Here is a 13,218-nt window from a genome sequence, read left to right as displayed (position 1 = left end):
AAGGAAGCCATATGAATCTCATATACAACAGCGAGCAATACAGTGTGGTCGAATTTGGCGCGGACCGTAGCCTGGAAGCCTTGCGCTTCGGCGGTTACGAGATCGTCGACAAAGGCGGCAAACGCGAAATCTTCATTGCCGGAGTCATGGCACAGACCTTCCGCCGCGATGTTAACGAATTGATTGCCAGCGAGCCGACCATCGAGGAGATCGACGATTTCCTGGGCAGTTACGAAGCGCTGATGAGCCAGCCCGTGCTGTTGCACTAAGTTCACAGTACCCTTCCTAGGGGCAAGACCTTGCCCCACAATGGGCGGCCATGAAAATGCTGCCCATTCTCCTCCTCGCCCTGGCGTCCGCCCCGGCCAGGGCTGACGCCCCAATGCCCGATCCCGCTGCCGCCGCCCGCTTTGCCCAGGGCGAAAACTGCATGGAGCTGGCTGCCGTCGATCCCGCCGCCGCCCGTGAGCGCGTGCGCCAGCTGCAGCCGGGCGCCAAGCCCGACCTGGCGCTGCACCTGCGCATTTGCGATGGCTATGCGGAAGAGCGGGCGGGCCGCAACGAGCAGGCGCTGGTCCAGTACGAGGCCGCGGTCAGCGAGGCGCGCACCCGCAGCCTGCAGCGTTTGCTGGCGCTGGCGCTGGCCTTGCGCGGGGAGCAGAACGGCTTGCGCGGCCTGTACGCCGCTGCCATCTCCGACCTGAAGGAAGCCTACCAGCTGGAACTGGAAGTCGGTACGCCGGCCCGCCAGGTCTATGCGCTGGGCGCGATTGCCAACCTGTACGCCGACCGCAACGTCAAAGACTATGACAATGCCCTGGCCCATTACCGCAAAGTGCTGGCGGCCAACGAGGCTGCCGGCAACGTGCAGGGACAGGCGACGGACCTGTTCAACATCGGCTCGACGCTGGAAAGCCAGGGAAAGCTGGACGAGGCGCTGCAATACCTGCAGCGCGCGCTGGAGCTGGACCGCAAGCGCGGCGTAAACGAAGACATCGCCTTCGACGAAAAGGCGGTCGCGGTGGTGCTGTCCAAGCTGGGGCGCCACGAAGATGCGCTACGGCTGCTGGGCGACGTCGAGCGGCGCTACGGCAAGGACGCCGCTCCGGACGACCTGGCGGCATTCCGCCTGTCGCGCGGCGTGGCGCTGAAACGCGCCGGGCGCTATGCCCAGGCCTTGCCCGATATCGACGCCGCGCGCGCATTCTTCCTGTCGCAAAACAACCTGCGCTTCCTGGAAACGATCCACGACGAAAGGGCGCAAGTGCTGGCTGCGCTGGGCGACTGGCGCGAAGCCTTCAATGCGCGCGGCGACTACCAGGTGGTGCGCCAGAAGCTGCAGGACCAGCTACTGGACGAACGCACGACGCGCCTGCGCGTGCTGTTTGACTCCGAACAGAAACAGCGCCAGAACGAGGTGCTGGCGCGCGAGAACGAGCTGGCCCAGCGTGAGCTGCGCAGCGCGGAATCGGCGCGGCACTGGCAACTGGCGGCCTTGCTGCTGGCGCTGGGCGGCATTGGCGCCCTGGCGCTGCTGATGTCGCGCCAGGTCAAGCTGGCGCGCACCATGCGCGAGCTGGCCCTCACCGACGAGCTGACGCGCCTGCCGAACCGGCGCCACTTCCTGGCGCTGGCGGAAGCCGCGCTGGCCCATGCCCAGCAAAGCGGCGGCACGCTGGCGATGGCGGGACTGGACATCGACTTCTTCAAGAAGGTCAACGACACCTACGGCCACGCGGCGGGCGACGTGCTGCTGCAGCGGGTGGCGCATGCCTTGCGCCAGGCGATACGCCCGAGCGATACCGTGGGCCGCATGGGGGGCGAAGAATTCAGCGCCTTGTTGCGCGATGCCGCGCCGGACCAGGCGCGCGAAATCGCCGAGCGGATGCGCGCCGCCGTCCAGGCACTCGATTGCAGCGATATTGCGCCGGACTTGAAGCCGACCATCAGTATTGGCTTGTCGCAACTCTCGGCCAGGGGTGATCGGCTTGACAGTTTGTGCAAGCGGGCCGACGATGCGCTGTACCGCGCCAAGGAAAATGGCCGCAACCGTGTTGAAAGCTGAAGGAGAGACCAGATGGCAGCTGAACGAAGCGAAATTCACGACTTTATGGAGACGTGGATCAAGGCCGTCAACGCCGGCGATATTGCCCGCTTGCTCACCATGGTGACGGACGATGTAGTGCTGGTCGGTCCGGGCGGCGCGCCGTTCGGCAGGGAAGTCTTCGAGGCCACGTTCACCGGGGCGCACAAGGAGCTCGTGATCAATTGCGCCAGTGAAGTGGATGATGTGGTGATTGCGGGCGACGTCGCCTATTCCGTGTGCCACGACAGCCTGAGCGTGACGCCGCGCGCGGGCGGTGCGGCGACGCGGCTGGCAGGGCACCGGGTGACGGTTTACCGCAAGGGTGCCGACGGCCGCTGGCGGCTGGCCCGCGACGCGCATACCCTGCAGCCGGTGACGTAATGCCAGCCGTCGGATTCAGCCACTACAACCTGCGCGCGCCGCGCGCGCTGCTCGACGAATTGCGCGATTTTTATCGCGATGTGGTCGGCCTGGAAGTCGGCCCGCGTCCGCCATTCCGCAGTTTCGGCTACTGGCTGTACGCCGGCCCGGAAGCCGTGCTGCATCTGTCCGAGGCCGGCCCGGCGGAAGTGCGCCCGGCCCACAGTGCAGGCACCTTTGACCACGCGGCTTTCCGCTGCACCGGCCACCCGTCCTATGAGCGCGAACTGGCGCGGCGCGGCATCGTGTTCCGCACCGCAGTGGTGCCGGAAACGCGGGTGCTGCAGATTTTCTTCCAGGACCCGGCAGGCAACGGCGTTGAGCTCAACTTTGCGGAGGAGTCTTGAATGCCGATGGGTTGCGGGAGCCGCACGAACTTGCTCTAAGGTAAGGCCTGTCACCTTGCGCCTGCGGCGCCAACCGCAGCGCGATTTGATCCAGCGCATGGATTTGTCGCGTCAGCGCGCCGATAGTCGAAGCCAGCGGCCCACCGGTGGGGCCGCGGGGAGGCGGCGTGAAAATCCTGGTGGCGGAAGACGATGGCGAACTGGCGCGGCGCTTGCGCGATGACCTGACCCAGCGCGGCTATGCGGTCGACCTGGCCGGCAATGGGGTCGATGCGGAATACCTGGCGACCGAATGGTCCTATGACGCGGTGGTGCTGGACCTGGGCTTGCCACAGCGCCCCGGCCTGGAGGTGCTGCGCCATTGGCGCGCACGCGGCAATAGCGTGCCGGTGCTGATCCTGACGGCGCGCGACTCCTGGCGCGACAAGGTGGATGGCTTGCAGGCCGGCGCCGACGACTACCTGGCCAAGCCGTTCCATGTTGAAGAGCTGGCGGCGCGGCTGGGGGCGCTGATCCGGCGCGCGCATGCCCAGGCCGGCGGCACGGTGACGGCGGGCGGCCTGGCGCTGGACGAGGGCAAGCAGGCGGTGCTGGCGCATGGCCGCCTGGTGCCGCTGTCGGGCGTCGAATTCCGCCTGCTGCGCTACTTCATGCTGCATCCGGGCCAGGTGCTGTCGAAAACCCATTTGAGCGAGCACGTCTACGACAACGATGCCGAGCATGACAGCAATGTGCTGGAAGTGCACGTCAACCATTTGCGCAACAAGCTCGGCCCCGCTTGCATCACCACCCGCCGCGGCCAGGGCTATGTGTTCGGGGCGGAGCGGTAATGCGCTCGCTGTTGGCGGCCCTGGTGGCTGGCTTGCTGCTCAGCCTGGCGGCAGTATTCGCCGTGCAGCGCTCGCTGACCGGGGCCGCGCTGGAAACGGTGATGCGCGACTACATCGCCGGCGAGCTGGCGCAGGACGCTGATGAGCTGTGGGGCGGCCTGACCGTGGTGCCGGACGGCGGGCCGCAATTGGCGATCACCCATTTCGATCCGGTCTTCCTGTCGCGCTCATCGGGGCGCTATTTCCAGATCATGGTGGCGGGCAAGCCGCTGCTGCGCTCGCCCTCGCTGGGCGGCGACACGCTGGCGGTGGCGCCGCTGGCCGCCGGCGAGCGCCAGCTTGCCACGGTGCCCGGCCCGCAGGGGCAGGCGCTGCTGCAAAGCAGTAGCGGCTACCAGTTCCAGGGCCGTGCCGTGACGATTGCCATTGCCAGCGACTTGCGCCCGCTGGAGCAGGCCTTCGGCGCGCTGATGCAGCGCTATACCCGGGTGTCGCTGGCCATGTTTGCGCTGCTGGTGGTGCTGCAGGTGGGGATTGTGCGCTGGGCGCTGGCGCCGCTGCGGCGGGTGCAGGTCGATGTGGGGCGGCTCGAGCGCGGCGAGATCGAGCAACTGGGCGAGCGGGTGCCGGCCGAAGTGCGGCCGCTGGTGCGGGAAGTGAATCGTCTGCTGGCGCTGCTCACCCAGCGCTTGAAGCGCTCGCGCGAGGCGCTGGGCAACCTGGCGCATGCCTTGAAAACGCCGTTGTCGGTGCTGACCCATATGGCAGACGACGAACGCGTGCGGCACGACCCGCAACTGGGGCCAAAGCTGGCGGCCCAGGTGCAATTGCTGCGCCAGCGCATCGACAGCGAATTGCGGCGCGCACGCGTGGCCGGCGGCCGCAGCACCGGCGCGGCGCTGGACCTGGGCGCCGAACTGGCGGCGCTGTGCGCCACGCTGCGCAAGCTGTACCGCGAGCGCGGGCTGGACATCCGCTGCGAGGTGGCGCCGGGCCTGCAATTTCACGGCGACCGCGAAGACTTGCTCGAATTGTGCGGCAACCTGCTGGACAACGCCTGCCAATGGGCGCACCGGCGCGTGCTGCTCAGCGGGCGCGGTGGCGCCCCCTTGCAACTGACGGTGGAGGACGACGGCCCCGGCTGCGCCGAGGCCGACCTGGCGCGCCTGGCCCAGCGCGGCGTGCGGCTGGACGAATCGGTGGCCGGCTCCGGCCTCGGCCTGGCGATTGCGGCCGGCATTGTGGCCTCCTATGGCGGCACGCTGCGCTTTGGCCGCTCGCCTGCGCTGGGCGGTTTCCAGGCCAGTGTGAGCCTGCCGCCACCTTCAGCTTGAGTTCATGTTGCGTTCGTATAGTCGGTGCTGACGGTGCGCCACGGTGGCGCCAAAGCACAGACGAAGGGACTCATCATGGCTATCTTTACACCTTATGCGGGTACTGCCGGCACCACGCTGGCTAATGCCCTGCTGGCACCCAATGCCGGCATCCAGATCAACCCAGCCTCGATCGCGGTGCAGGCCAGCGGGCCGGCGGCGGTCAACTACTACGACGGTTCGCTGGCGGCGCTCGGCATCGGCGCCGGCCTGCTGCTGACTTCGGGCACTACGCCGGGCACCAGCAACAGCCAGACCTGGTTCGGCACCGACAATGCCGGCGCCGGCGACGCCGATATCGATGCCGTGGTCAATACGGTATTCCAGACCCAGTCCTACGACGCCACCACGCTGTCGTTCGACTTTACCGTGAGCGACCCGAACGCCAGCTCGATCAGTTTCGACCTGGTGTTCGGTTCCGACGAATTCCCGGAATGGGTCGACCAGTTCGTCGATTCGGCGGTGGTAATGGTCAACGGCGTCAATTACGCGCTGTTCAATCATGACCCGAATCACCCCTTGTCGGTGGTCAGTGCCAACCTGGCGGCCGGCTATTTCCAGGACAATGCGGGCGGCGTGCTGCCCATCGAGTACGACGGTGTCAGCCACGTGCTGAAGATCGTGGCGCCGATCAATGCCGGCGCCAGCAACCATATCAAGATCGGCATCGCCGACACCGGCGACCATATTTACGACAGCGGCGTGTTCCTCGCCAACTTGTCGGCCGGCGCCATTCCCGGTTCAGGCGTGGTGTCCAGCACCGGCGGCGGCAGCAGCGGCAACGACAGCTGCACCGGCAGCGCCAAGGATGAATACTTCGACCTGCAGGCCGGCGACGACACGGTGTATGCCGGCGGCGGCGACGATATCGTGGTCGCCGGCAGCGGCAACGACGATGTGTATGGCGGCAGCGGCAACGACCAGCTGAAAGGCGATGCCGGCGACGACCTGCTGGACGGCGGCGCCGATAGCGACACCGCCGTGTTTGCCGGCAGCAAGGATGGGTATGCCATCAGCTTCAATGCCGCCAGCGGCCAGTACAGCGTGACGTCGGCCGCGGAAGGCAGCGACCTGCTGTCGGCGGTGGAGTTCGCCCAGTTCAGCGATGGCTTGTGGAGCCTGGGCGCCGATGGCAGCGTCGCGCCGACCAGCAGCGGCGGCCCGCAGCCGCCCGCCAATGCGCCAGGCACCCTGTTCCTGAGCGGGATCGGCAGCCAGGGCCAGACCCTGAGCGCCACGGTGTCCGATGCCGATGGCGTGGCGCCCGGCACGCTGTCCTACCAGTGGTTTGCCGACGGCGTCGCGCTGGCGGAATCCGGCGCCACGCTGGCCGTCGGTGCGGCGCTGGTGGGGGCGAACATTACCGTCGCGGCCAGCTATGTGGACCTGGCCGGCCAGGCCGCCACCCTGCAAAGCGCGGCCAAGTACATCAACCCGCCGGTCGATGGCGACTTTGCGATCACGCTGCTGCAACTGGTGGCGCCGGCCGGCGCCAGCGTGATGAATCCGCTGACCACACTGCTGCAAGACGCGATCGGGCTGGGCGCCAGCCCGAACGAGGCCAGCATGCTGGTGAAGGCGACACTGGGCCTGGCGTCCGGGCTCGACTTGCTGCATTACGATGCCTGGGCTGCGCTGCAGGCCAACCCCGCCGACAGCGCGGCGCTGGCGGTCGAGAAGCGCATGGTGCAGGTCGCGGTGCTGACGTCGCTGGGCGGCGACGAGAGCGGCATGGCGCTGGCGCAAGCCATGCTGCTGGCGCATAGCCAGAACACGGTACTGGACCTGGCGGACGAGGCGCAGATTGCCAGCTTGCTGGGGCTGGACCCGGCCAATCCGCTGGTGCATGAAATCTGGGACCGCAATGACACCATCAAGGATGCCGGCAGTGTCGCGGCGATCGAAGCGATCTGGCTGGATGTGCAAAGCGGCCTGGATGTCGTGCTGTCGCCCAGCATCGGCAGCTTGAGCGTGGCGCTGAATCAGGCGCCGGTCGGCAGCCCGGCGGCGGTGCTGGCCGCGGGCCAGGCCGGCAGCGACTATGTGATCAGCGCCGCCGTGCTGCTGCAAGGCTTCAGCGATCCGGATGGTGACCCGCTGCAGGTCAGTAACCTGGCCAGCGATGGCCATGGCACCCTGCACGACAATGGCGACGGCAGCTGGACCTTCGTGCCGGCGCCGGGCTATGCCGGACCGGTCGAGCTGACTTACCAGGTGCAGGACCCGTCCGGCGCCGTGCTCGACGCCAGCCAGTTGTTCGTGCTGGCCGCCGCCCCGGCGCCGGTCAACCACGCGCCGAGCGGCAGCGTGAGCATCAGCGGCACGCCGCTGCAAGGACAGCTGTTGAGCGCCGGCAGCACGCTGGCCGACGCCGATGGCCTGGGCACGTTCAGCTACCAGTGGTTTGCCGACGGCCAGGCGATTGCCGGCGCCAGCGGCAGCACCCTGGCGCTGGCCGAAGCGCAGGTGGGGCAGGCCATTGCGGTGCAGGTCAGCTATACCGATGGCCTGGGCTTTGCCGAAGCGGTGACCAGTGCCGCCACGGCAGCGGTGGCTAACCTGAACGACGCACCAAGCGGCAGCGTCAGTCTTGGCGGCCTGGCGCAGCAAGGCCAGACGCTGAGCGCCAGCCACACGCTGGCCGATGCCGACGGCCTGGGCGCCGTGGCCTACCAATGGCTGGCCGACGGCAACGCCATCGCCAATGCCAGCGGCGCCAGCCTGCTCCTGAACAGCGCGCTGGTCGGCAAGTCGATCCAGGTAGTGGCCAGCTATACCGACGGCCACGGCACGCTGGAGAGCGTCAGCAGCGCCGCCAGTGCCGTCGTGGCGGGCTACCAGCAAGGCAGCGCCGGCGCCGACACGCTGAGCGGCACGGCCTACGCCGACCTGCTGTACGGCCTGGGCGGCAACGACACGCTGGCCAGCGATGGCGGCAACGATATGCTGGACGGCGGCAGCGGCGCCGACACCATGCTGGGCGGCGCCGGCGACGACCGGTACGTAGTCGATGACGCCGGCGACAAGGTGCTGGAAACCGTGAGCGCCAAGAGCAAGCTCGATGCCGGCGGCGTGGACACGGTACAGAGCAGCATCAGCTACACCCTGGGCAGCTACCTGGAGCAGCTGGTGCTGAGCGGCAGCGCGGCCCTGAACGGCACTGGTAATGGGCTGGCTAACCAGTTGTACGGGAATGCGGGCGCCAACTACCTGTCCGGCCTGGCCGGCAATGACGTGCTGCGTGGCGGCGAGGGGGCCGATACGCTGGCCGGCGGGGCTGGCAACGACTGGCTGGAAGGCGGCGCCGGGGCCGATCTCTTCCGCTTCGACAGTACCCCGCTCAGTGCCAGCAACAACCTGGACACCATTGCCGACTTCCAGGCCGGCGTCGACATGATCCAGCTGGAGAATGCGGTGTTCAAGAAACTGGCGGTGGGCGTGCCCCTGGCCGCGGCCAACTTCCGCGCCAGCGCCGACGGCCTGGCTGCCGACAGCAACGACTACATCCTGTACAACACCAGCAGCGGTGCCTTGTACTACGATGCGGATGGCAGCGGCAAGGGGGCGGCCGTGCAATTCGCCCAGCTGGTTGGCGCGCCGTCCTTGTCCGCTGCGGATCTGGGGGCAGTTTGAGGCGCGGGACATGACAAAGCCGGCGCGCTGGTGTGTAATGGAGGGGTTGTCCCGAATGAGAACCCCTCCAGCATGTGTCAGCTTCTTGCCATGAACTGCAATGTCCCGACCGACATTGTGTTCAGTTTCACCGGTTTCGCCCTGCGCGGCGGCCACACCGATACCCATCATGACGGCTGGGGCATCGCCTTTTTCGAAGGCGCCGGCGTGCGCCATTTCGTCGACCATCAGGCCGCCATCCATTCGCCGATCGCGGAGTTGATCAAGAATTACCCGATCAAGTCCAAGAACGTGATCGCCCACATCCGCAAGGCTACGCAGGGCGAGGTGATGCTGGAAAACTGCCACCCTTTCGTGCGCGAGCTGTGGGGCCGCTACTGGGTGTTTGCCCACAACGGCGACCTGAAGGAGTTCGCGCCGGTGCTGCACGGGCCATTCCGCCCGGTCGGCACCACCGACAGTGAACAGGCGTTTTGCCTGATCCTGCAGGAACTGAGCGAACGCTTTGGCGATACCTGCCCGCCGCTGCCGATGCTGCGCGCGCAGGTGGAAAAGACGGTGCGCAGCATCGCCGCCCACGGCACCTTCAACATGATGCTGTCCGACGGCCGCGCGCTCTTTGCGCATTGCTCGACCCATTTGCACTACATCGTGCGCCAGCATCCGTTCGACAAGGCCAAGCTGTCGGACGAAGACCTGAGCGTGGACTTCTCCCAGGTGACCACGCCGAATGACCGGGTGGCGGTGATCGTGACCCAGCCATTGACTACTAATGAGCAATGGACTCCTTTCACTCCGGGCGAGATGAAATGCTTTGTGGACGGCCTGCCGCAGAAACGGGACTTCGAGCAAATTTAGACAGACATGGGAAAGATTTGATGTCAAAATTACAGGACACGTCAGGAATTTCCCTATGATCGACCTTTCCAGCAATGATGCGGCCTCCCAGAGCCTGAAAGTGCGCGAGTTCTATCTGGGCCGGCAGCCGATCTTGGACCGGAACCAGGCCCTGTTTGGCTATGAGTTGCTTTTTCGCAACGCCCCGGTAGGTCCTGCCAACATCAACACCACCCCGATTTCCGCTACCGCAGCCGTGGTGGCGCACGCTGCCCAGCTGGGCATGGAGCGCACCATCGGCGACGCCATCGGCTTCGTCAATGTGGATGCCGACGCCATCCTGAGCGATATCTTCGGCTTCCTGCCGCGCGAAAAGCTGGTGCTGGAAGTGAGCGGCGCCGCCGAAATGGCGCCGAACGTGGTGGCGCGCATGTCGGAACTGGTCAGCCACGGTTTCCGCTTCTCGCTGGACGACATCAATCCCGAATCGGCGCAGCTGGCGAGCGTGCTGCCGATGGTGGAGTACGTGAAGCTGTCGATGCGCGATATGCCGCTTGACGGCCTGGTCAAGCTGGCGCCGCGCTTCAAGCAGGACGGCAAGAAGCTGGTGGCCAGCAAGGTCGAGAACCGCGACGAATTCAAGAACTGCCTGGACCTGGGCTGCGATTACTTCCAGGGCTATTACTTCGCCAAGCCGGTGATCATGAGCGGCAAGAAGCTGTCGCCGTCTCAAATGGCGGTGATGGAGCTGATGACCCTCGTGACGTCGGAAGCGGATAACACGGAGATCGAGCGCGCCATCAAGAAGGACGTGTCGCTGGCGCTGAACCTGCTGCGCCTGGTGAACACGCCGGCGGTCGGCGCGCGCCAGCGCATCGATTCCCTGAGCCAGGCGGTGCATATCCTGGGCCGCCGCCAGCTGCAGCGCTGGCTGCAGATCATGCTGTATGCGGAGCCGGGCAAGCGCGGCCACTCGATGACACCGTTGCTGATGCTGGCCACCACGCGCGGCCGCCTGCTGGAGCTGCTGGCCACCAAGCTGCGCCCGGCGCACCGCCATGTGGCCGATATCGCGTTCACGGTCGGTATCATGTCGCTGATGGATACGCTGTTCGGCATTCCGATGCAGGAAATCCTGGCGCAGATCCCAATGGGCGACGAAGTCGGCGAGGCGCTGGTGTTCCGCGGCGGCTTTTTCGGCGACCTGCTCAAGCTGGCCGAGTGCATCGAGCGGCTGGAAGATATGGACAGCCGCATCCTGCCGGCCCTGGCGGAACTGGCCATCTCCACCGAAGAACTGGTGGAGCTGGAGATGTCGGCATTCGAATGGAGTGACAACGTGGTGCGCTACGCCCTGTGAAGGCGCAGGCACCGGCAGCGGCGCCGCAGATGCGGCGCCGTTTTTTTTGTGGAGGGGAATAAGTGTTAAGTGTCAGCGGCTTGAGTAAGTCTTTCGGGGAACGGCGCGCGGTCGACGGCGTGTCGTTCAAGGTGCAGCGCGGGCAGACGGTCGGCCTGCTGGGGCCTAATGGTGCCGGCAAGTCCACCACCGTAAGCATGATCTGCGGTTTGATCCACGCCGATAGCGGCAGCGTCACGCTGGACGGCGAACCTGTAGGGCAGGGCGCCAGCGCGGCCAAGTTCAAGCTTGGCCTGGTGCCGCAAGACCTGGCTTTGTACGAGGAGCTGCCGGCCATCGAGAACCTGAAGCTGTTCGGCGCGCTGTATGGCCTGAAGGGCGCAGCGCTGAACCAGCGCGCGCGGGAAGTGCTGGCGCTGGTCGGCCTGTCGGACCGCGCCAAGGACAAGCCATCCACCTTCTCCGGCGGCATGAAGCGGCGCTTGAACATCGCCGCCGCGCTGCTGCACGATCCCCAGCTGCTGATCCTGGACGAGCCGACCGTCGGCGTCGATCCGCAAAGCCGCAACGCCATCTTCGACACGCTGGAAGCGCTCAAGGCGCAGGGCCGTTCGCTGATCTACACCAGCCACTACATGGAAGAAGTGGAACGCCTGGCCGACCATATCGTGATCATCGACCACGGCAAGGTGCTGGCCGATGCGGCGCCGGCCGATCTGTATCGCCGCTTGCCGGCGCAAGCCGCGCTGCAAGTCGAGCTGGCGGGTGGCGCAGCCAGCGACGCGCTGGTAGCAGCACTGGCCGGCCTGCCCGGCGTGGCGGGTGTGCGCCATGACGGCGCGGCGCTCGACATCAGCCTGCATGGCAGCGCGCATGCCGCACCCGTGCTGCGCTGGCTGGACGAGCAGGGCCACGCGCTGGCCCATTTCGCCACCGCCCGCACCAAACTGGAAGACATCTTCCTCACCCTGACCGGCCGCACCCTGCGCGATTAAGGAATACCGATGACAGCAATTTTCGCAATGATCCGCAAGGACCTGATTCTGTACCTGAGCGACAAGCGCGCGCTGATGCTTAACCTGCTGATGCCAATCGTGCTGGCGGCCTTCTTCGGCTCCCTGTTCGGCGGCGCCGGCAGCGGCAACAACAGCAAGATCGAGATCGGCCTGGTGCAGGAAGACACCAGCCTGATCGGCCAAAAGATCGGCGCCGCGCTGAAAGCCGACGCCACCCTGACGATCCATGAATTGAGCAAGCAGGAAGCGCAGGACAAAGTCCGCGGCGGCAAGCTGATGGTGGCGGTGGTGATTCCGGCCGGCTTCGGCGATGCGGCCGGCCAGTCGCTGTTCCAGCCCGGCAGCAAGCCGGAACTGCCGCTGTTTTATGATCCTTCGCAATCGACCGTGCTGGCGATGGTGAAGGGCCTGCTGACCCAGCATGTGATGCAGGCCGTGACGGGCGAGGTAATGGGCGGTGCGTCGGGCAGCAAATTCACTGAAACGAGCCTGAAGAACCTGGAAAGCGTGCCCGAGGGGGAAGACAAGGCGGCGCTGGCCGGCTTGCTGGGCAGCTTGAAGAAGTACCAGGAGCACGAGGCGGCCAAGGCGGGCAGCAGCGAGCGCACCGTCGCTACCGGCGGCGGCGCGCTGGCGGTGCCGTTCACCACCAAAGACGAGGCCTTGAGCTCGGGGCCGAAGTACAACGGCTATGCGCACGCGTTCGCAGGCATGGGCGTGCAGTTCATCCTGTTCATGGGGATTGATGTGGGCATCGGCATCCTGCTGGCGCGCCGCATGGGGATCTGGAACCGCCTGCTGGCGGCGCCGATCACGATGACGCAGGTGCTGGTGTCGCGTGCCTTGTCGGGCGCGCTGATTGCCGCAGCCTTGATGGTGGCGATCTTTGCCTGTGCAATGCTGATCTTCAAGGTGCAGATCACCAATGTGCCGGGCTTTATGCTGGTGGTGGTGGCGTTTGCGCTGATGACGGCTTCGTTCGGGCTGCTGATCGCGGCGTTCGGCAAGACGCCGGAGGCGGCGCGCGGCCTGGCGACCTTTGCGACCTTGATCCTGGTGATGCTGGGTGGGGCCTGGGTGCCGACGTTCGTGTTCCCGGCCTGGGTGCAGCAGGTAACCCTGGTGGTGCCGACGCGCTGGGCCGTTGACGGGCTGGATGCCATGACCTGGCGCGGGCTGGGGATGGATGTGGCGTTGCAGACTGCGGGTGTGCAGCTGGCGTTTGCGGCGGTGTTTGCCGCGCTGGCGATCTGGCGCTTCCGCGCCCAAAACCGGTAAGCCGGTGGGCGGCCCCCCGGGGGGGGGCCCCGGGGGCG

At 66.4% G+C, this 13,218-nt stretch carries 11 protein-coding genes; all 11 read left to right on the top strand.

The window, feature by feature from the left end; genetic code table 11:
- Positions 1 to 11 precede the first annotated feature (11 nt).
- The 11 genes from AAHE99_RS23400 to AAHE99_RS23350 all read left to right on the top strand — a co-directional run bounded on the left by AAHE99_RS23400 (position 12) and on the right by AAHE99_RS23350 (position 13,180).
- A complete protein-coding gene (locus AAHE99_RS23400) occupies positions 12 to 269 on the top strand; it encodes a BTH_I0359 family protein (protein ID WP_342119841.1) in 258 nt (85 codons plus the stop codon).
- Between the two features lie 56 nt (positions 270 to 325).
- Positions 326 to 2,065 carry a GGDEF domain-containing protein gene (locus AAHE99_RS23395; RefSeq protein WP_342119839.1) on the top strand — a complete coding sequence of 580 codons (1,740 nt, stop codon included), beginning with the start codon at positions 326 to 328 and terminating at the stop codon, positions 2,063 to 2,065.
- Between the two features lie 12 nt (positions 2,066 to 2,077).
- Positions 2,078 to 2,467: a YybH family protein gene (locus AAHE99_RS23390; RefSeq protein WP_342119837.1), complete on the top strand. Its 390-nt coding sequence runs from the start codon at positions 2,078 to 2,080 to the stop codon at positions 2,465 to 2,467.
- Positions 2,467 to 2,853: a diguanylate cyclase gene (locus tag AAHE99_RS23385; protein ID WP_342119836.1), complete on the top strand. Its 387-nt coding sequence runs from the start codon at positions 2,467 to 2,469 to the stop codon at positions 2,851 to 2,853. Before AAHE99_RS23390 ends, AAHE99_RS23385 begins: the two co-directional genes overlap by 1 nt.
- Positions 2,854 to 3,020: 167 nt before the next feature.
- Positions 3,021 to 3,683: a response regulator transcription factor gene (locus tag AAHE99_RS23380; RefSeq protein WP_342119835.1), complete on the top strand. Its 663-nt coding sequence runs from the start codon at positions 3,021 to 3,023 to the stop codon at positions 3,681 to 3,683.
- Entirely contained in the window at positions 3,683 to 5,017 is a 1,335-nt protein-coding gene (locus AAHE99_RS23375; RefSeq protein ID WP_342119833.1) for a sensor histidine kinase, read from the top strand. Before AAHE99_RS23380 ends, AAHE99_RS23375 begins: the two co-directional genes overlap by 1 nt.
- Before the next feature lie 75 nt (positions 5,018 to 5,092).
- Positions 5,093 to 8,689: a choice-of-anchor L domain-containing protein gene (locus tag AAHE99_RS23370; RefSeq protein ID WP_342119829.1), complete on the top strand. Its 3,597-nt coding sequence runs from the start codon at positions 5,093 to 5,095 to the stop codon at positions 8,687 to 8,689.
- A 72-nt stretch (positions 8,690 to 8,761) separates the two neighbouring features.
- On the top strand, positions 8,762 to 9,547 hold the full coding sequence (locus tag AAHE99_RS23365) for a class II glutamine amidotransferase (protein ID WP_342119827.1): 786 nt from the start codon (positions 8,762 to 8,764) through the stop codon (positions 9,545 to 9,547).
- A 55-nt stretch (positions 9,548 to 9,602) separates the two neighbouring features.
- Positions 9,603 to 10,886: an EAL and HDOD domain-containing protein gene (locus tag AAHE99_RS23360; RefSeq protein WP_342119825.1), complete on the top strand. Its 1,284-nt coding sequence runs from the start codon at positions 9,603 to 9,605 to the stop codon at positions 10,884 to 10,886.
- 80 nt (positions 10,887 to 10,966) lie between these two features.
- On the top strand, positions 10,967 to 11,881 hold the full coding sequence (locus AAHE99_RS23355) for an ABC transporter ATP-binding protein (RefSeq protein WP_342119823.1): 915 nt from the start codon (positions 10,967 to 10,969) through the stop codon (positions 11,879 to 11,881).
- A 9-nt stretch (positions 11,882 to 11,890) separates the two neighbouring features.
- Positions 11,891 to 13,180 carry an ABC transporter permease gene (locus AAHE99_RS23350; protein ID WP_342119821.1) on the top strand — a complete coding sequence of 430 codons (1,290 nt, stop codon included), beginning with the start codon at positions 11,891 to 11,893 and terminating at the stop codon, positions 13,178 to 13,180.
- The last annotated feature ends 38 nt before the right edge of the window (positions 13,181 to 13,218 follow it).

Source organism: Pseudoduganella sp. OTU4001 (assembly GCF_038440195.1).
GTDB lineage: Bacteria > Pseudomonadota > Gammaproteobacteria > Burkholderiales > Burkholderiaceae_D > Rugamonas.
This window is presented reverse-complemented; position numbering and strand designations above follow the sequence as displayed.

Bases quoted from the DNA above. Each gene is read 5' to 3' on its own strand.
- AAHE99_RS23400 (WP_342119841.1), top strand. From the start codon at position 12: ATGAATCTCATATACAACAGCGAGCAATACAGTGTGGTCGAATTTGGC.
- AAHE99_RS23395 (WP_342119839.1), top strand. From the start codon at position 326: ATGCTGCCCATTCTCCTCCTCGCCCTGGCGTCCGCCCCGGCCAGGGCT.
- AAHE99_RS23390 (WP_342119837.1), top strand. From the start codon at position 2,078: ATGGCAGCTGAACGAAGCGAAATTCACGACTTTATGGAGACGTGGATC.
- AAHE99_RS23385 (WP_342119836.1), top strand. From the start codon at position 2,467: ATGCCAGCCGTCGGATTCAGCCACTACAACCTGCGCGCGCCGCGCGCG.
- AAHE99_RS23375 (WP_342119833.1), top strand. From the start codon at position 3,683: ATGCGCTCGCTGTTGGCGGCCCTGGTGGCTGGCTTGCTGCTCAGCCTG.
- AAHE99_RS23370 (WP_342119829.1), top strand. From the start codon at position 5,093: ATGGCTATCTTTACACCTTATGCGGGTACTGCCGGCACCACGCTGGCT.
- AAHE99_RS23365 (WP_342119827.1), top strand. From the start codon at position 8,762: ATGTGTCAGCTTCTTGCCATGAACTGCAATGTCCCGACCGACATTGTG.
- AAHE99_RS23360 (WP_342119825.1), top strand. From the start codon at position 9,603: ATGATCGACCTTTCCAGCAATGATGCGGCCTCCCAGAGCCTGAAAGTG.
- AAHE99_RS23350 (WP_342119821.1), top strand. From the start codon at position 11,891: ATGACAGCAATTTTCGCAATGATCCGCAAGGACCTGATTCTGTACCTG.